Genomic DNA, 17,412 nt, shown 5'->3' with positions numbered 1-17,412 from the left:
GCCCATAGACGGATCGCCCTAAGGCGCTAAGGTCTGCTTATGCGGATCCTGAAATCTCGTTTGGCAATCGGATTGTTGTTGGCAGTGTTCTATCTGACGCTGCTGCCGTTTGTGGTGCATGGGTTCGGAATGATCGGCCTTGGGCTGTCGCACAATGCGCCCGCGCAAAGCTATTTGTTTGCGGACGGTCAGAGCGTCGGAAACGCGGCGATGATTCTGCATATCTTTGCCGGAACGGTGTTGGTGACGCTGGTGCCCTTGCAATTGATCCGCCCCCTTCGGCAGAGGTTCAATGGGTTTCACCGTGCATTGGGGACGATGCTGATTGCGCTGGCTCTGATCACCGGGCTGGCCGGGATGACCTATATCCCCTTGCGCGGAACAATCGGCGGCCCGGATATGTCCGCGGGCTTTTTCTTGTACGGCCTGTGCCTGTTTACCTCGGCGCTGATGTTGGCGCGCATGGCGATCATTCGGGATCGCGCGGGCCATTGGGCCTGGGGATTACGACTGTTCTGGCTGGCGCTGGGGTCGTGGCTCTACCGGGTGCATTATACGCTTTGGTATCTGCTGACCGGAGGGATTGGGTCAGAGCCCGATTTCTCGGGCCCTTTCGATCTGGTGCAGAACTTTGCGTTCTTTGTACCCTATCTGCTGATCGTTCAGATATGGATCATGCGTAAGCGTTCGGGCCATGAAGGAGTGCTGGTCACACATCCCTGATCTTACCCGCCCGCAAGGGGCAGGCCAGATAGACGCCGAACTCTTTCCCGATATCTGCACTGACGCGGGCATGAACCCGTCCCTGTCGGTCGAGGAACCGCTGGTGGTCTTCGACCGGGAAAATCCCCTCGTGCCAAATGCCAGGATGAATATAGAGACCGCGTGAGCCGTCGCACCAGAATGCCACAACCTTGTCGGGCGTTAGGTTGTCGCCGGGCAGGGCGGCGGGCACGATGAATGGCTTGTTGTCCAGTGGCCAGAACATCTGGCCGCCATCGGGATGATAGTTCATGTGCCACAGCAAGACCTGATCGCGGGGCGCGGTTTGCCGGTCAGTCTGTGCCTGCAGAGGGTCAGCGGACCAGCCAAGGACATAGTGGCCCTTGACCGCCTCGTTCTCACCATAAAGCACATCGCCCTGCCAGTCGCATTTGAACGTGCCCTCCACCCACCCGCCTTCGTCGCCGGTGCCCTCGTCGATGGGCCGCCAGCCTTGCTGCGGCCAGCGGGTTATCTCGATTTCGAATGTGTCGGGGTCATCGACCAGACAGCCATAGCCTTTGACCGACGTATCGGTGGCGCGGATCAACGGAACCTCATGCCACGGCAACGAGGGTTTGGAACTGGCCTCAAATATATATTCCGGCGCACTCATGCCGACCCCAGATGTTTATCGACCATGCGCTGCACCATCGGCGCGAAATGGGCGAAATCGGGCGTTTCCATATCGGCGCGTTTGCCGACCTCGTCCAGATAGCGCACCTGAATGATTTCCTTCAGGTTCGGGTTGGCCTCGAATGCGGCGACTTCCTCGGCGCTCATCGGGCCGCCCTGCAATTCCAGCGTATGGACCGAGGCGGCAGACAGGCGGTTGAAATATTCGGGTTTGGTGGCGCAGAGATAGCGTTTGGCCGCCACGTGATAGCGACAGCAATCGGTGATGACCGAGGGGAAGAACTGCTCCAGCACCTCGGCCCCCGCGTCCTCGTGATGGCGGTCTTCGGTGTCGTCGGGGTGATAGGTGCCGAATTCCGAGGTGAAATGACCAATATCATGCAGCAGCGCGCCGACGATGATTTCCTCGGGCTGGCCGTTCTGCTCGGCGATGGTGGCACCTTGCAGCATGTGTTCGGCCATGGTGACGGGTTCGCCCAGATATTCCTCACCACCGCGACGCTCGAAGATGTCACCGATGAAGGCCACGATATTGTCCCGGTTCAGGGTCGAAAAATCCGGTTTCATTCCGCGGCCTCCGGCTGTGCCATCTCCATCGCTGCCAGTGTGGACAGCAACCCGTCCTTGTCGGCGTAGCAGCCCTGCAACCAGCGCGAGCCTGTGCCGGAATAGCCCAGACGCGCGTGCAGGACGCGGGTGTTATCGACGATAAAGCTTTCGCCCGGTTCCAGCTTGAACGACACGCCCATGGCCGGATCGTCGATGATCTCGCCCAATTGGCGATAGGCGGCGTAATAGGCCTCCATCTGGTCGAACGGGATGTCCACGAACGGCGCGGATGAGCGGTTGTTGAAGCGGATGGCGATCAGTTCCCCATCCGGCGACAACTCGATCATCGGGCGGCGCGAGCGCAGGCAGACGCCGTCCGAGCCCTTGTATTCGAACCGGGCGGGATAGCCTGCCAGCAGGGCAAAACCTTCGGGGTTCTGTTCACGCAGCTTTTCGGCGGCGCGGAAGCCGTCGACGACGATGGAATCGCCACCTTCGGCTGAGTTCTCAAGACAATAGAGTATTTGCAGCGTCGGCACCGGGTCGCGGTATGGGTTGTCGGTATGCGCCTGCAAACCCAGCCCGGTATAGGCGAGGTTGGTCGGGTTCACCTCAGTCCGGACCTCGAAATAGGGGCCATAGTTGGTCTCGCGCACATAGCCGAAAAGATCGGCCACTTTCAGCAGCGATTCCGGCTGGGTCGGGCCGCCGGTCAGCTTGGCGAAACCGTATTCCGCGACGGCGGCCAGCCAGCCGCGCTTGGCTTCGGGGTTGGCGTGGACCTGATCCCAATCGCCGCTGGGCGCGGCTATGCCGCGTTCCCAGGTGGTGATGCCGGGGGCGGTGCGGCCGATGTCTTGCGCATGGGCGCGGTCATAGCTGTGATCGGCCAGCCAGGTGGCGGGGAAGGTGACGGTTTTGTCTTCGGGCTGGAACGTCACGGTCAGATCGCCATTGGCGACTTCGGCGGCGCTGACCGAAATGTCGGCGGGAATATCACCGATGGTAATCAGGCGCTGGCCATTGCCCGGCGCGCGGGTTTCAGAGTCCAGCGCGTTGTCGCGCAGCCAGATGGCGTGGAAACGGGCCGTGGTGCCGGTGTCGAACGCGACAGTCACGACCGAGGTGTCATGGGTGGCGGTGCGCAGCATGGGGATCTCCTGTTCAGCGCGGCTTTGGTTGAGGAAATACGCGCCTCGTGGCATTACGACAATTAATCCTTCTTTCGGCTGAGGCTTGGAAAAACTTATGGCTAAGAAAAAGATCGGATTGCCCCCGCTGGACTGGCTGCGCGTGTTCGAGGCCGCCGGGCGGCTGGGCGGCTTCTCGGCAGCGGCGGAAGAGTTCGGCCTGACTCAGGCGGCAGTCAGCCAGCGGATCGGCAATCTTGAAGCGTGGCTGGGCCGGACCCTGTTCGTGCGCGAGGCGAGGGGTGTGTCGCTGACGGTGGAAGGCGAAAGCTATCTGCCGTTGGTGCAGGACAGTTTGCAGGCGCTGGAACGCAATACCGAGGATCTGTTCGGCAAATCTCCGCGTGAATTGCGGGTGGCCGGGCTGGCCTCGAACATCCATGCGCTGGTCCTGCCTGCGCTGCCTCGGTTTCAGGATATGCAACCCAAGGTGCGGGTGATGACCGATTCCGTGGCGCGTCGATCCTCGTTGGATGAGGAACGGACATGGCTGCAAATCCGCTATGGTCGCGGGGCGTGGCCGGGGCGGGATGCGGAGTTGATCGCGCCTGAGGTGCTGGTGCCGATGGCCGCGCCCGGTATCGGCTGGGGCGTACCGCTGATTGATCTGCGCGGCGAACGGCCCGGTTGGCGCGACTGGGCGCGGAAGACGGATCCGGCGGAATTGCCCCCGTCACAGATCAGTTTCGATTCGATGGAACATGCCCTTTCCGCAGCCCGTCAGGGGATGGGCGTGGTGCTGGGCTCGGTGCCTCTTGCGCAAGCGGATTTGCAGGCGGGTCGGCTGCGCAGGCTGGATTTGCCCGAGTTGCAGACCAAAGATGGCTATTGTCTGACATGGCCCGAGGACCGGGCCAAATCGAAAAAACAACGCGCCCTGATTGGTGATTTTCTTCAGGCGCTACGGGGTTGAGCGCCTAGGGTCCTGACTCTAGAAATCTATGGCGATGCCCTTTTTCTCCCAATCGCCATAGCGGGCCGGGTCGGGGCCATCGCGCCCGCCCAATTCCTTGGGCAACTCTTTTGCCTCGGCCTGTTTGCGGCGTTCCTCGGCCTCGGCCAGTGCGCGCTGGGCGGCGGGGGGCAGGTCTTTGCGGTCGTCACTCATGACATCGGGTTCCTTTCCGTGCAGGGGCTTGATATACGCCCCCGTCCGCCCTTGGCAATGCGGGCGAGGGTCACATCAAAGGCGGTTTCATGTCCGACAACGCAACGGCAGCGCGACGCAGCGCGATCTATCTGCTGGATCAGATTCTGGGAGAGGGGCGGCTGCTGTCCGAATGTCTGGCCGCAGGTGCGCTGGACCGGCTGGACCCCGAGGATCGCGCGCGGGCGCAGCGCCTGACGCTGGAAACCCTGCGCGGGTTGGAGCGTGCGGACCGGCTGCTGGACAATCACCTGAACCGGACGCCTGCCCTGACCGTTCACAACGCATTGCGTTTGGGCGCGGTTGAGCTGTGTCACGGTGAGGCCGCGCATGGCGTGGTCAATTCCATGGTCGAGATTGTGGGCCGGTCGCGCAAGCATGGGCGCCTCAAGGGTCTGGTCAACGCGGTGCTGCGCAAAGTCGCCGCCGAAGGCCCGGAGGCCTGGCCGAAGATGCGGGTGCCGCGTTTGCCGGAATGGCTGCGCGACCCGCTGGTTATGGCCTGGGGGGCCGAGGCCGTTGCGGGCATGGAACAGGCCCATTTTGCCGGTGCGCCGCTGGACTTGTCGCTGAAACCCGGTGCGAGCGGACCCGGTGACGCTCTGCCAACGGGGTCGATGCGAGTGCGGGATGCGGGGCAGGTGTCGGCCCTGCCGGGGTTCGACACGGGCGATTGGTGGGTTCAGGATGCAGCAGCAGCCCTTCCGGTGCTCGTTTTGGCACCCAATGCCGGTGAGAAAATTCTGGACCTCTGCGCCGCACCGGGCGGCAAGACGCAGCAACTGGCCGCTGCAGGGGCCGAGGTCACGGCACTGGATATCTCGGAAGGACGGCTGGAACGCGTCCGCGAAAACCTTGCGCGGACCGGCCTGAAGGCAAATGTCATCGCAGGCGACGCGCTGGATCATCAGGGGCAATATGACGCCATCCTGCTGGACGCGCCCTGCTCCGCCACCGGCACCATCCGCCGCCACCCCGACCTGCCCTTTGCCAAGGACGGTTCCGAGTTCGGAGGGCTGATCGAATTGCAGGCCCGGATGCTGGCTCATGCCTGGACCCTGCTGAAACCCGGCGGGCGGCTGGTCTATTGCACCTGTTCGCTGCTGCCCGACGAAGGCGAGGTGCAGGTCGAAGAGGCGCGGGATATGTTCCCGGACATGTCCGTAAACCGCGACGCGCTGAACATCGACGGGGTCGAGCCGGACTGGATCACCGAAGAAGGTGGCCTGCGTCTGCGCCCCGATTACTGGCCTGATCTTGGTGGTATGGACGGGTTCTATATCGCCTGCCTCACCAAATCCGCCTGAGCACACGCTTTTCGATGACTTGACGATCGGCACGGTCTATCGTTGGGTCTCAAGCGCCAGCAGAGCGCAAGGGGCAGAGAAACACGCGTCATGTCAGAAACGGACACCATGACCAGCCGGTGGATGCGGTTTCAGAACCGTTTTTACGCGCGCCTGAGCCAGCGGCAAAAGGCGGTCACGGGGTTTGTATCGCAGCCCGAACCACGCACTGTCGGGTCCTTCGCCCGAGGCCGCCAACTGGTCGCCGGGAACCTGCTGTTCGCCGGTTATCTGGTCGAGGCACAGGATACCGGCTTGTGGGAGGTCGCAGCCCCCAGCGTGGGATTTGACGATGAGCGCCACGGTTTTGCATGGCTGGACGATCTGGCTGCTGTCGGTGACATGCGGGCGCGGGAAAAGGCGCAGCGCTGGGTCTGGGGCTGGATCGAGGCGCATGGGCGTGGCCATGGTCCGGGATGGGTGCCGGACCTGACCGGGCGGCGGGTCATGCGCTGGATCAACCACGCGATCTTTCTGTTACGCGGCGTTGATGACAAGCACAGCAAGCTGTTCTTCCGATCCCTTGCGCAACAAACCTGGTTCCTGTCGAAACGCTGGCAGGCCGCCACGCCGGGCCTGCCACGGTTCGAGGCGCTGGCCGGTCTGGTGCAATCCGGACTGGCGCTGGAAGGGCTTGAGGCAATGGCCGATCCGGCCCTGCGTGCTTTGGCCCGCGAATGTGAACGTCAGGTGGACGCCCAGGGCGGCATTCCCACCCGCAACCCGGAGGAATTGCTTGAGGTGTTCACTCTGCTCAGCTGGACCTCGGCCGCGCTGAACGATGTGGGGCGGGGCACGCCGGTGGCGCAGGCCAATGCCATCAAGCGGATCGCCCCCACGCTGCGCAGCTTGCGCCACGCGGACGGGGCGCTGGCCCGGTTCCACGGCGGCGGGCGTGGGGTCGAAGGTCGGCTGGAACAGGCGCTGGCGCAAAGCGGGGTCAAGCATAAGGCCGCGACCGAATTGCCGATGGGCTATGCAAGGCTGTCCGCCGCGCGGACGACTGTGATTGTCGATGCAAGCTCTCCGCCGACAGGGGCCGCGTCACTGAACGCCCATGCCTCGACACTGGCGTTTGAGGTGACCTCGGGCCGTCGCCCTTTGATCGTGAATTGCGGGTCCGGGGCCAGTTTCGGGCTGGACTGGCGGCGGGCGGGTCGGGCGACCCCGTCCCATTCGACGCTGTGTCTGGACGGTTATTCCAGCGCAAGATTGGCCAAGCCGACACCAGATAGCGAGCATCAGGCGCTGGTGGACGCCCCACGCGAGGTTCCGGTTGAGTTCGAAGACGCATTCGAAGGTATTCGCTTTATGGCCGGGCATGACGGCTATGCCAAAACCTTCGGTCTGACCCATGCCCGCACATACGAGCTGCGTTTTGACGGGCGAGAACTGACTGGCGAAGATATTCTGCTGACCGCAACCGACAAAGCCAAGCGGCAGTTTGACAGGGCGCTGGACGCATCCGGCCTTTCGGGTATCGGGTTTGACATCCGTTTTCACCTGCACCCGGACGTCGATGCGGCCATTGATCTGGGCGGTGCGGCGGTGTCGATGGCGCTCAAAAGCGGTGAGATCTGGGTGTTCCGCCACGATGGCGTTGGAAAATTGTCTGTCGAGCCAAGCGTTTACCTTGAAAAAGGCCGCCTGAAGCCACGCGCGACAAAACAGATCGTTCTATCTGGCCGCGCAATGGAGTATGCGACGCGCATCCAGTGGATGTTGAGCAAGGCGCAGGATACTGCCTATGCCGTGCGCGACATTCACCGGGACGAGCCCGAGTTTGACTGACGCCAAAAGGACCTTTGGACCCATGACCGACCTTCACCCCGTGCGCCGCGCGCTGCTTTCCGTATCCGACAAGACCGGTCTGATTGATCTGGGAAAGGCACTGGCCGAGCGCGGGGTTGAACTGCTATCGACCGGCGGCACCGCCAAGGCGCTGCGCGATGCGGGGTTGGACGTGAAGGACGTGAGCGAGATCACCGGGTTCCCCGAGATGATGGATGGCCGGGTGAAAACCCTACACCCAATGGTGCATGGGGGCCTGCTGGCGCTGCGGGACAATGACAGCCACGTCGCCGCGATGGATGAACACGGTATCGGTGCCATCGATCTGCTGGTGGTGAACCTCTACCCGTTTGAGGCCACCGTGGCCAAAGGTGCCGACTATGACACCTGCATCGAGAATATCGATATCGGTGGCCCGGCGATGATCCGCGCGGCGTCGAAAAACCACGCTTTCGTCAATGTGGTGGTGGATGTGCAGGACTATGACGCCCTGCTGGCCGAGCTGGAGGCGAATGAGGGTCAGACCTCTTACGCTTTCCGGCAAAATCTGGCGCAGACGGCCTATGCCCGCACCGCCGCCTATGACGCGGCCGTGTCGAACTGGATGGCCGATGCGCTGGCGGCCGAGGCTCCGCGCCGCCGCGCCTTTGCCGGTGAGCTGAAACAGACCCTGCGCTATGGCGAGAACAGCCACCAGCAGTCGGCGTTCTATACCGACGGTACGAACCGCCCCGGTGTGGCGACCGCCGTGCAGCATCAGGGCAAGGAACTGAGCTACAACAACATCAACGACACAGACGCTGCCTTTGAGCTGGTGGCCGAGTTCGATCCAGCGCAAGGTGCCGCCTGCGCCATCATCAAACACGCCAACCCGTGCGGCGTGGCCAAGGGCGCGACGCTGCTTGAGGCGTACAAGGCTGCGTTCGACTGCGACCGCACCTCGGCCTTTGGTGGCATTGTGGCGCTGAACCAGCCGCTGGATGCCGAAACCGCGCAGGAAATCACCGGCATCTTCACCGAGGTTGTGATCGCCCCCGGTGCCTCGGATGAGGCCAAGGCGATCTTTGCCGCCAAGAAAAACCTGCGCCTGCTGACGACCGAGGCGCTGCCGGATGTGACCACCGGCGGCAAGACCGTGCGTCAGGTGGCGGGCGGCCTGCTGGTGCAGGACAAGGACAACGGCTTTGTCGGCATGGATGACCTGAAGGTTGTTACCAAGAAAGCCCCGACCACGGACCAGATGCGCGACCTGCTGTTTGCGTGGAAAGTGGCGAAACACGTCAAGTCCAACGCCATCGTCTATGTCAAAGACGGCGCGACCGTGGGCGTGGGCGCTGGGCAGATGAGCCGTGTGGACTCGGCGCTCATTGCGGCCAAGAAGGCCGAGCGCATGGCCGACGCGCTGGGCCTGCCTCAGCCGCTGACCATCGGCTCCGCCGTGGCCTCAGATGCGTTCTTCCCCTTCCCTGACGGTCTGATGGAGGCGGCGCAAGCCGGTGCAACCTGCGTCATCCAACCCGGCGGCTCGATGCGGGATGATGAGGTGATCGCGGCGGCGGATGAGGCCGGTCTGGCCATGGTCTTCACCGGCATGCGTCACTTCCGTCACTGATGTCGTATCGGCTGTTCTACTGGGCCGCGTTTTTGGCCATCGCGATCGACCAGATCAGCAAGTTTCTGGTCGTTCGTGTCATGCGCGTGGCGGAACAGCCCGGCGGTATCGATGTGCTGCCGCCCTTGGTGGTGTTCAAATACGGCGAAAACCGCGGCATCAATTTCGGCCTGTTTCAGGGCGATTCCGATGCCGCGCGCTGGGTTTTGATCGGCATTTCGATTGCCATTTGTGTTGCCGTTTTTGTCTGGCTGCGGCGTACCACGCCGTCGAAACTGATGCTGATCTGCGGCGGTCTGTTGATCGGCGGGGCCTTGGGGAATGTGGTGGATCGGGTGCTGTATGGCTTTGTTCTCGATTTCCTGAACATGTCGTGTTGCGGCATCAACAACCCCTATGTCTTTAATCTGGCGGATGTTTTCGTCTTTGCGGGCGCGATCGGGCTGGTTTTGTTCGATGGAAAAAAGCCCTCGTGACGCGCCCAAGGATATGCGATAAAACGGCCCAAACAGGCTGGAGACTCTGATGCGGTTGTCGCGCGCCCCAATTGCTTTGATCTTTGCCGTCGCTGTTGCGGCGTGCTCGAACTCTGGTTTGCGCACGCTGGAACCGCCGGGGCAGGGGCCCGATGAATTCTCGGTCCTGCCGGTCAAACCGCTGACACAGCCACAGGATTATGCGTTCCTGCCTGCGCCCACTCCGGGTGGGGGCAACCTGACCGATCCGAACCCGCAGGCTGATGTGGTTGCGGCGCTGGGCGGAAACGCTGGCGCGCTGAACCCGAACGGGGCGGTTCCTTCGTCTGATGCCGCGCTGGTGGCTGCATCGGGCCGTTACGGTGTGCCGCCAGATACGCGTCAGGTGGTTCAGGCCGAAGATGATGCGTTCCGCAAACGCCGCGGCCGTTGGACCGGCCTGCGCCTGTTCCCTGTGGATCGTTACGCACAGGTCTATGAGCGGCAGTCGATCAACCCGCAGGCTGAAACCGAAGCCGCCCGCCGCGCAGGGTTTGAGACACCGTCGTCACCGCCGGATGAATAATTCTTAACTTTCTGTCATCTCCCTTGAACCTGCCGCGCACCACCGTAGTTTTAGTCGGATAACGAAACGGAGGATGCCCCATGGTTCGGGCCCTTGCCCTGTCGGCTGCCCTGATCGCCGCGACGCCCCTTTTTGCTGACGAGGAAGAGGCGGTTACAACCTTCACGCTGGACAACGGCATGGACGTCGTGGTGATCGAAGATCACCGCGCCCCGGTCGTACAACATATGGTCTGGTATCGCGCGGGGTCTGCCGATGAACCCGTCGGCTCGTCCGGTGTTGCGCATTTTCTGGAACATCTGCTGTTTAAGGGCACGGACACGCTGGCCCCGGGTGAGTTTTCGGCCACCGTGGCGGCCAATGGCGGCAATGACAACGCCTTCACCTCGTATGACTATACCGCCTATTTCCAGCGCGTCGCCGCCGACCGGCTTGAACTGATGATGCGGATGGAGGCGGACCGGATGCGCAATATCCGCCTGTCGGAAAATGACATCCTGACCGAGCGCGACGTGATTTTGGAAGAACGCAACCAGCGCACCGAGAACAATCCGCGCGCCCTGTTCGGCGAGCAGATGAACGCGGCCCAGTACCTGAACCACCGCTACGGCGTACCGATCATCGGCTGGAAACACGAGATGGAGACGCTGGATATGGAGGACGCGCTGTCCTTCTACGAAACCCATTATGCGCCCAACAACGCCATTCTGGTCGTGACCGGGGATGTGGATTCGGATGAGGTGCGGGCGCTGGCCGAAAAGTACTATGGCGTGATCCCGGCCAACCCGGACCTGCCCGAACGCGTGCGGTCGCAAGAACCGCCGCACACTGCCGAACGCCGCCTGACCTTCAAGGACCCGCGCGTGGCGCAGCCTTATGTGCAGCGCAGCTATCTGGCCCCTGAACGCGATACGGGCGCACAGGAAACGGCGGCGGCCCTGTTTCTGCTGGCGGAGCTTTTGGGGGGCAGCACGACCTCTTACTTGAATGAAAAGCTGCAACTGGATCAGCAGATCGCCGTCTATGCCGGGTCCTTCTACCGCGGGGTTTCGCTGGATGACACGACCTTTGATCTGCTGGTGGTTCCAGCCGAAGGCGTGTCCCTGCAAGAGGCCGAGGATGCCATGGATCAGGCCGTGGCCGATTTCATCGCCGAGGGCGTGAACGAAGAGGATCTGGATCGGATCAAGATGCAGCTGCGCGCGTCTCAGATCTATGCGCGCGACAATGTGGACGGCATCGGCAACCGCTATGGCCGGGCCCTGACCAGTGGTCTGACGGTCGAGGACGTGCAGGCCTGGCCTGATATTCTGCAAGCGGTGACGGGCGATGAGATCATCGCCGCCGCGCGCGACGTGTTGCAACGCGAGGCGTCGGTCACCGGCTGGCTGATGCGCGAAGATGAGGTGACGCAATGAAACGGTTTTTTGCCCCCCTGATCGCGCTTTTGTTCGCTGTACCGGCCTGGGCCGAGATCGAGATCAAAGAGGTCACCTCGCCCGGGGGCATCACCGCCTGGCTGGTCGAGGATCATTCGATCCCCTTTACAGCGCTGGAACTGCGCTTTCGCGGCGGGACATCGCTGGACGACCCCGACAAGCGCGGGGCCGTGTACCTGATGAGTGGGCTGATTGAAGAAGGTGCGGGAGACATGGATTCGCGCTCCTATGCGCGTGAATTGGAGGCTCTGGCCGCATCGTTCAGCTACAACGCCTCGGATGACAGCGTTTCGATCTCGGCCCGGTTTCTGACCGAAAACCGGGATGAGGTGACGGATCTGTTGCGGACCACCATCCACGAGCCCCGGTTTGATCAGGACGCAGTGGATCGGGTCAAAGCGCAGATTGTGTCGGGGCTGCGGTCGGACGCGACCGACCCCAATGACATTGCGGGCCGCAATTTCTCTGCCATGGCCTATGGCGATCATCCCTATGGGTCCGAAGGGAAGGGCACCATCGAAAGCGTCTCGGCCCTGACCCGTGATGATGTGGTCGAGGCCTATGGCAATGTCTTCGCCAAGGACCGTCTGTATGTCGGCGCGGTCGGAGACATCACAGCCGAGGAATTGGGTGCGCTGCTGGACAATCTGCTGGCCGATCTGCCGGACACCGGAAAGCCGATCCCCGGCAAGGCCGATGTGACGATCGAGGGCGGGATCAGCGTGGTCGAGTTCGACACGCCGCAATCCGTGGCCCTGTTTGGCCATGAAGGCATGGATCGCGACGACCCGGATTTCTTCCCCGCCTTTATTCTGAACCACATTCTGGGCGGCGGCGGCTTCGAAAGCCGCCTGATGCAGGAGGTCCGTGAAAAGCGGGGTCTGACCTATGGGGTGGCAACCTATCTGGTGCCCAAGGATCTGGCCTCGGTCTATCTTGGATCGGTGTCTTCGGCCAATGACCGTATTGCCGAAGCGGTCGAGGTGATCCGCGCTGAATGGGCCCGCGCCGCGGACGAGGGCGTGACCCAGAAGGAACTGGACGACGCCAAGACCTATCTGACCGGCGCCTATCCGCTGCGCTTTGATGGCAATGGCCAAATCGCCGGGATCATGGTCGGGATGCAGATGCAGGGCCTACCCATCGACTACATCGCCACCCGCAACGACAAGGTAAACGCCGTGACGCTTGAGGATGTGAACCGCGTCGCCAGCGAACTGCTGGACCCCGAGGGCCTGCATTTCACCGTGGTGGGAAAACCAGTGGGTTTGGATACCACAAATTGAGTCAGGGATGACCCGGACCCGGTTTCCTACCAGAAGTGTTGCTGTTTAAGGGGCAGCGGCTCTGCGGTCCGCCAGATCTTCTGGATCTTGGTGTCAGCGCAGAGCCCAGTCTGGACATCGTCCATCAGTTCTGCGCACCGTGACGTATGTCGCTGACGCAAGACTTTGCGCAAATATTGGAAACTGCCCTGCCGACCGATCCCAGCTTTCGGCGGATCGAACAAACAGTAATAGATAACTGTATCAGTGACACCCGACGATGCGCTTTCGAGGGGTCCAAAGAGGATTTTCTGTTTTCCGCGATGCGCCTTTTGGCGCTTCCCGACAACGGACACACGCGGTTGATTCCAAACGATGCAATCTCGGTGCTTCCGCTGAGGTTTGTAAGCGTCGGGACGGGTTACCATTTGGTTGGTGCAACACCAGAAATAGCAGCGCCACGAGGAGAGTTGATTGCCGTCAACGGCGCACCTTTGGGGCAAATCGAAGCCGCCTCAAGACGTTTTCTGGCGGGAACGCGCCAAAGGAAACGGGTCATCGGATCGATCCTTCTTGCGTGGCCTTATGCTCTGGCTCGCTTGGGTTTTGCCTCAGAGGACGATACGACCGAGTATCGCGTGCAGGACGAGAATGGGCAGATAACCGATGTCAAACTAGAGAACGGGTCCAGGGTTCCTGCATCAACGCTCTACCCGAGAAACGAGCATGGCAGGGCTGATCCGGCATGGGAACCCGAAACCTTTGTGAACATAAAGGACTGGCACGAACTTGGGCTTTCAATTCTGTTGCCAAGTTTCTTTGATCCGGGCGAACGTGATCTGCCTGAAGCCATTTCAGATGCAGCGGACCGCGTAGGTGCCTGCTCAAACAAAACACTCTTAATTGACGTTCGCGGAAACACTGGCGGCAATTTTCTTCTGACGATGCCGTTGATCGACGCAATCTCGCAAAGCGCAAGCAAGCAGGTCGTTGTGCTTGTCGACAAATTCACGTTCTCTGCCGCGATCGTGTTTGTTGCCATCCTCAAACATCGTTTGGGAAACAGGCTCAAACTCATTGGGGAAGAAATGGGCGATGGGTTGGTATTCTTTGCCGAGGGCGGGATGCTGGAGTTGCCGACCAGCGAGGCGGTCGTGCGATACTCTTCAGCCTTTCACGACTGGCAGAACGGAACGTATGACGACACCACACCGCCCGAGATCGCGCGGCAAATCGTACCCGCAGGAGCACTGAAATTGGATAGGGAATGGGTGGTAAGACCTACTGATGTGGATGCACAAGGCGCGTTCCATCAACAAGTTCTCAAAAGCGTAAGCAATTAGGCGAACCGCAGAAAGCCCCCCGCAGATTTCTGCGAGGCTGCTCCGTTTTGTAAGAGCGTTGCGCCTCGGGTTACTTTGGACGTTGCTGCGCGTCTTGTAAGGGGTTCAGCCCTTTTTCATGCTACGCAGCATGTCGCCCATCATCTGCCCGAACTTGCCCGAGCCGCGCTGATACAGTGCGCCATCAACGGCCAGAACCGTGCCGCTGATATAGCTGGCCATGTCCGAGCTGAGGAACAGGCACGCGTTGGCCACATCCTGCGGCTGACCCCAGCGGCCCAGCGGCACATCTTTGCGGATCTCTTCATGTGCGCCGTCCGATGGCGTCAGGCGTTTGGCGCCTTCGGTGCCTTCGATAAAGCCCGGTACGACCGAGTTCACACGGATGCCCTCGATCCCCCATTCCATCGACAAGGTGCGGGTGATCTGATCGACCCCTGCCTTGGCGGCGCAAACATGCGACTGGCCCTCATACGGCAGATAGGATTGCGGGGCCGAGATATTGATGATGCTCGCGCCGGGGCGCTTGAGGTAGGGATAGGCCCCTTTCATCACATGGATCGTGCCCATCAGGTCGATATCGATCACGGTTTTGAACGCATTGACCGACATTTCAGAGGCCAGCGCCGGGAAGTTGCCCGCCGCGCCTGAGATCAGAACGTCGAAATCCCCGAACGCCTCGTGGAACTGTTTCAACCCCTCGGCCACCGCATCCGGGTCGCGCACGTCAAAGGCCGCGCCGATGGCACCCGCCGCACCGACCTCTTTCAATGCGGCAACAGTATCGTCCACCTTCTCCTGAGACCGGCTGGCGACGGCCAGCTTGGCCCCCGAGGCGGCAAACGCCTCGGCAATGCCTCGGTTGATGCCGCTGGTGCCGCCGATGACGATGACGGTTTGTCCTGAAAAATCCAAATGGGCCTCCCGTGATGCGGGAGCCCTACTCGCCGTAGGGCACCCAGATGTTCTTCACCTCGGTCGCAGCTTGCAGGAAGCGGCGGGAATGGTCTACGCCCCAATCGACTGCCGTCGCGTTATTGACCCATGTGCGTTTCAGGTTCCCGGCTGATGCCGCCTCGATCTGCGCCGACAGATCGGTGGATGAGAAGGACCAGACCGCATCCACGTTCAGATGTGCGGCCAGCGGTTTCGCCAGTTCCGCATGGCTGCCGGTCAGGATGTTGACCACGCCAGCGGGCACGTCCGAGGTTTCGAGGATCTGATAGAAATCCGTCGCCGCCAGCGGATAGGGCTCGGACGCCGCCAGAACCACCCGGTTGCCCATCGCAATCGCAGGGGCCATGGCCGAGACCAGACCCAGTAGCGGTGCCTCATCCGCGCACAGCGCACCGATGACGCCAACGGGTTCTTTCATCGCAATGGCAACGCCCCGGATCGGCACACCATGCACCTGACCGTCATATTTGTCGGCCCAGGCGGCAGCGGTGAACAGGCGCTGGATCGAGGCTTCGACCTCTTTCGCGCCGTCCTTTTTGCTGGTCATGGCGTCGATCCGCGCGGCGAACTCACCGGCGCGGGCCGAGAGGTTCTCGCCGATGTAATACAGGATCTGCGCCCGCAGATGGCCGGTGGTCTTGGACCAGCCTTTGGCCCCCGCCGCAGCCTCAACCGCGTTGCGGACATCCTTGCGATTGGCCAGACCCACATGGCCCAGCAGGCCGGATTTGCCCCAGACAGGTTTCGAATAGCCGCCATCGGGCCGCGCCTGCTTGCCACCCACATACATCTTGGCGGTGCGGTCGATGGGATCGACCGGAGTGCCTTCGCCGGTCGCCGCCTCGACCTTGGCCAAAGGTTTGGCCTTGCCCTTGGGTTTGGTGTAGGCCGTCAGACCTTCCCAGCCGCCTTCACGACCAAAGCCGCTTTCGCGCACCCCGCCGAACCCGGCCGCAGCATCGAACAGGTTGGTCGCGTTCACCCAGACCACACCCGCAACCAGCTTGGGCGCGATATCCAGCGCGAGGTTCACATTCTCGGTCCAGACCGTCGCCGCCAGCCCATAGCGGGTGTTGTTGGCCAGTTCCACCGCCTCTTCCGGCGTGCGGAAGGTCGAGGACACCAGCACCGGGCCAAAAATCTCCTCCTGCATCAGCGGATCGGAGGTCTCCAGCCCCGAAATCAGCGTCGGCGGGTAGTAGCAGCCATTTGCGGGCAGGTCACAGGCGGCCTGATGGACATGGCCCACCGTGTTGCTTTCGACCATGCCCTTGATGGTCTGCAACTGCACCGGGTCCACAACCGCGCCGACGTCGATGCACTTGTCCAGCGGATCGCCGATGCGCAACCCGTCCATGCGGGAGCGTAGCTTCTCGTGGAAACGGTCGGCGATGCCTTCCTGCACCAGCAGGCGGGAGCCGGCACAACAGACCTGACCCTGATTGAACCAGATCGCGTCCACCAGACCTTCGATGGCGGAATCGATGTCGGCGTCATCGAACACGACGTAAGCCGACTTGCCGCCCAGCTCCAACGTCAGTTCCTTGCCGGAACCTGCCGTCGCCTCGCGAATGCGCCTCCCCACCGAGGTCGATCCGGTAAAGGCGATCTTGTCCACGTCTGCGGCCACGATCATCTCACCCACAGCCCCATCGCCGGTGACGATATTCACCACACCATTGGGCAGCCCAGCCTGCGAGCAAATGTCAGCAAACAGTAAAGCGGTCAGCGAGGTATATTCGGCCGGTTTCAGAACCACCGTATTCCCCATCGCCAGCGCGGGCGCGATCTTCCATGCCAGCATCAGCAGCGGGAAGTTCCACGGGATGATCTGACCGCACACGCCCAAAGCCTGTGCATCGGGCAATTCGCTTTCCATCAACTGCGCCATGCCTGCGTGGTAATAGAAATGCCGCTGCGCCAGCGGGATGTCGATGTCGCGCGATTCACGGATCGGTTTGCCGTTATCCATGCTCTCCAGAACCGCAAACAGGCGCGAATGTTTCTGCAGCAGCCGCGCTATGGCATAGAGGTATCGCGCGCGGCCAGCGCCGCCCAGCTTCTCCCACTTGGGCTGCGCCTTGCGGGCGGCAGCAACGGCGGCGTCCACGTCATCCTGTTTGGCTTGCGTCAGCTTGGCCAGAACCTCTCCGGTCGCCGGATTGCGGCTGTCGAAGCCTTTGCCGGTCTTGGTGAAGGCCCCATCGATGTAGTGGCCGAACGTGTCGCCCTGATCGACCAGCCAGGCCAGCGCCTCGGCAGCGCTTTCGGGGGCGGGGCCGTAGTCCATGGTCTCGAAAATCTCTTTGACTGTCATTGCTTCATCTTTTCCCA

General features: G+C 61.8%; 16 protein-coding genes. 10 read left to right on the top strand and 6 right to left on the bottom strand.

Annotated elements, in window-relative coordinates; genetic code table 11:
* The first annotated feature begins 39 nt into the window (after positions 1 to 39).
* Entirely contained in the window at positions 40 to 723 is a 684-nt protein-coding gene (locus tag ACR0C9_RS07525; protein ID WP_170453635.1) for a DUF2306 domain-containing protein, read from the top strand.
* On the opposite strand, the gene ACR0C9_RS07520 is transcribed toward ACR0C9_RS07525, so the two are convergent.
* From ACR0C9_RS07520 to tmpA, 3 genes are read right to left on the bottom strand one after another with little or no spacing between them, the layout of a single operon-like run.
* Complete coding sequence (locus ACR0C9_RS07520; protein WP_480780716.1) at positions 710 to 1,378, bottom strand: ureidoglycolate lyase; 669 nt, start codon at positions 1,376 to 1,378, stop codon at positions 710 to 712. The genes ACR0C9_RS07525 and ACR0C9_RS07520 overlap by 14 nt on opposite strands.
* Positions 1,375 to 1,965 (bottom strand): (R)-1-hydroxy-2-trimethylaminoethylphosphonate oxygenase, encoded by a 591-nt coding sequence (gene tmpB / locus ACR0C9_RS07515; protein WP_480780715.1) that lies wholly within the window; start codon positions 1,963 to 1,965, stop codon positions 1,375 to 1,377. The genes ACR0C9_RS07520 and tmpB overlap by 4 nt, the downstream gene beginning before the upstream one ends.
* The gene (tmpA, locus tag ACR0C9_RS07510; protein ID WP_480780714.1) at positions 1,962 to 3,098 is read right to left on the bottom strand and encodes a 2-trimethylaminoethylphosphonate dioxygenase; all 1,137 of its coding nucleotides are present in this window, start codon (positions 3,096 to 3,098) and stop codon (positions 1,962 to 1,964) included. Before tmpA ends, tmpB begins: the two co-directional genes overlap by 4 nt.
* A gap of 97 nt (positions 3,099 to 3,195) precedes the next feature.
* Here tmpA and ACR0C9_RS07505 point away from each other — a divergent pair, with 97 nt between their 5' ends.
* Entirely contained in the window at positions 3,196 to 4,050 is an 855-nt protein-coding gene (locus tag ACR0C9_RS07505; RefSeq protein ID WP_480780713.1) for a LysR family transcriptional regulator, read from the top strand.
* A gap of 18 nt (positions 4,051 to 4,068) precedes the next feature.
* Here ACR0C9_RS07505 and ACR0C9_RS07500 read toward each other — a convergent pair whose 3' ends face one another.
* The gene (locus ACR0C9_RS07500) at positions 4,069 to 4,245 is read right to left on the bottom strand and encodes a DUF1674 domain-containing protein (RefSeq protein WP_170453640.1); all 177 of its coding nucleotides are present in this window, start codon (positions 4,243 to 4,245) and stop codon (positions 4,069 to 4,071) included.
* 89 nt (positions 4,246 to 4,334) lie between these two features.
* On the opposite strand from ACR0C9_RS07500, the gene ACR0C9_RS07495 reads away from it, so the two are divergent.
* From ACR0C9_RS07495 to ACR0C9_RS07460, 8 genes are all read left to right on the top strand, one after another.
* Positions 4,335 to 5,591, top strand: coding sequence for an RsmB/NOP family class I SAM-dependent RNA methyltransferase (locus tag ACR0C9_RS07495; protein ID WP_480780712.1), 1,257 nt, complete (start codon positions 4,335 to 4,337; stop codon positions 5,589 to 5,591).
* Positions 5,592 to 5,681: 90 nt separating this feature from the next.
* Entirely contained in the window at positions 5,682 to 7,421 is a 1,740-nt protein-coding gene (locus ACR0C9_RS07490) for a heparinase II/III domain-containing protein (RefSeq protein ID WP_170623209.1), read from the top strand.
* Between the two features lie 22 nt (positions 7,422 to 7,443).
* Positions 7,444 to 9,033 carry a bifunctional phosphoribosylaminoimidazolecarboxamide formyltransferase/IMP cyclohydrolase gene (purH, locus tag ACR0C9_RS07485; protein WP_480780711.1) on the top strand — a complete coding sequence of 530 codons (1,590 nt, stop codon included), beginning with the start codon at positions 7,444 to 7,446 and terminating at the stop codon, positions 9,031 to 9,033.
* Positions 9,033 to 9,509 carry a signal peptidase II gene (lspA, locus tag ACR0C9_RS07480; protein ID WP_170453644.1) on the top strand — a complete coding sequence of 159 codons (477 nt, stop codon included), beginning with the start codon at positions 9,033 to 9,035 and terminating at the stop codon, positions 9,507 to 9,509. Before purH ends, lspA begins: the two co-directional genes overlap by 1 nt.
* Positions 9,510 to 9,558: 49 nt before the next feature.
* Entirely contained in the window at positions 9,559 to 10,074 is a 516-nt protein-coding gene (locus ACR0C9_RS07475) for a DUF3035 domain-containing protein (protein ID WP_170453645.1), read from the top strand.
* A gap of 80 nt (positions 10,075 to 10,154) precedes the next feature.
* Positions 10,155 to 11,492: a M16 family metallopeptidase gene (locus ACR0C9_RS07470; RefSeq protein ID WP_480780710.1), complete on the top strand. Its 1,338-nt coding sequence runs from the start codon at positions 10,155 to 10,157 to the stop codon at positions 11,490 to 11,492.
* On the top strand, positions 11,489 to 12,799 hold the full coding sequence (locus ACR0C9_RS07465) for a M16 family metallopeptidase (protein WP_170631068.1): 1,311 nt from the start codon (positions 11,489 to 11,491) through the stop codon (positions 12,797 to 12,799). Before ACR0C9_RS07470 ends, ACR0C9_RS07465 begins: the two co-directional genes overlap by 4 nt.
* Positions 12,800 to 12,945: 146 nt before the next feature.
* Positions 12,946 to 14,121, top strand: coding sequence for a S41 family peptidase (locus ACR0C9_RS07460; RefSeq protein ID WP_480780709.1), 1,176 nt, complete (start codon positions 12,946 to 12,948; stop codon positions 14,119 to 14,121).
* 105 nt (positions 14,122 to 14,226) lie between these two features.
* Here the strand turns inward: ACR0C9_RS07460 and ACR0C9_RS07455 are convergent, their stop codons facing one another.
* Positions 14,227 to 15,036, bottom strand: a complete 810-nt coding sequence (locus ACR0C9_RS07455; RefSeq protein WP_170623197.1) for an SDR family oxidoreductase — start codon at positions 15,034 to 15,036, stop codon at positions 14,227 to 14,229.
* 25 nt (positions 15,037 to 15,061) lie between these two features.
* Positions 15,062 to 17,395: an aldehyde dehydrogenase family protein gene (locus tag ACR0C9_RS07450; protein WP_480780708.1), complete on the bottom strand. Its 2,334-nt coding sequence runs from the start codon at positions 17,393 to 17,395 to the stop codon at positions 15,062 to 15,064.
* Positions 17,396 to 17,412 lie beyond the last annotated feature (17 nt).

This window comes from Ruegeria sp. C12 (assembly GCF_056537745.1).
This window is presented reverse-complemented; position numbering and strand designations above follow the sequence as displayed.

Coding starts and splice junctions, on each gene's coding strand:
- ACR0C9_RS07525 (WP_170453635.1), top strand. CDS start 40: ATGCGGATCCTGAAATCTCGTTTGGCAATCGGATTGTTGTTGGCAGTG.
- ACR0C9_RS07520 (WP_480780716.1), bottom strand. CDS start 1,378: ATGAGTGCGCCGGAATATATATTTGAGGCCAGTTCCAAACCCTCGTTG.
- tmpB (WP_480780715.1), bottom strand. CDS start 1,965: ATGAAACCGGATTTTTCGACCCTGAACCGGGACAATATCGTGGCCTTC.
- tmpA (WP_480780714.1), bottom strand. CDS start 3,098: ATGCTGCGCACCGCCACCCATGACACCTCGGTCGTGACTGTCGCGTTC.
- ACR0C9_RS07505 (WP_480780713.1), top strand. CDS start 3,196: ATGGCTAAGAAAAAGATCGGATTGCCCCCGCTGGACTGGCTGCGCGTG.
- ACR0C9_RS07500 (WP_170453640.1), bottom strand. CDS start 4,245: ATGAGTGACGACCGCAAAGACCTGCCCCCCGCCGCCCAGCGCGCACTG.
- ACR0C9_RS07495 (WP_480780712.1), top strand. CDS start 4,335: ATGTCCGACAACGCAACGGCAGCGCGACGCAGCGCGATCTATCTGCTG.
- ACR0C9_RS07490 (WP_170623209.1), top strand. CDS start 5,682: ATGTCAGAAACGGACACCATGACCAGCCGGTGGATGCGGTTTCAGAAC.
- purH (WP_480780711.1), top strand. CDS start 7,444: ATGACCGACCTTCACCCCGTGCGCCGCGCGCTGCTTTCCGTATCCGAC.
- lspA (WP_170453644.1), top strand. CDS start 9,033: ATGTCGTATCGGCTGTTCTACTGGGCCGCGTTTTTGGCCATCGCGATC.
- ACR0C9_RS07475 (WP_170453645.1), top strand. CDS start 9,559: ATGCGGTTGTCGCGCGCCCCAATTGCTTTGATCTTTGCCGTCGCTGTT.
- ACR0C9_RS07470 (WP_480780710.1), top strand. CDS start 10,155: ATGGTTCGGGCCCTTGCCCTGTCGGCTGCCCTGATCGCCGCGACGCCC.
- ACR0C9_RS07465 (WP_170631068.1), top strand. CDS start 11,489: ATGAAACGGTTTTTTGCCCCCCTGATCGCGCTTTTGTTCGCTGTACCG.
- ACR0C9_RS07460 (WP_480780709.1), top strand. CDS start 12,946: ATGTCGCTGACGCAAGACTTTGCGCAAATATTGGAAACTGCCCTGCCG.
- ACR0C9_RS07450 (WP_480780708.1), bottom strand. CDS start 17,395: ATGACAGTCAAAGAGATTTTCGAGACCATGGACTACGGCCCCGCCCCC.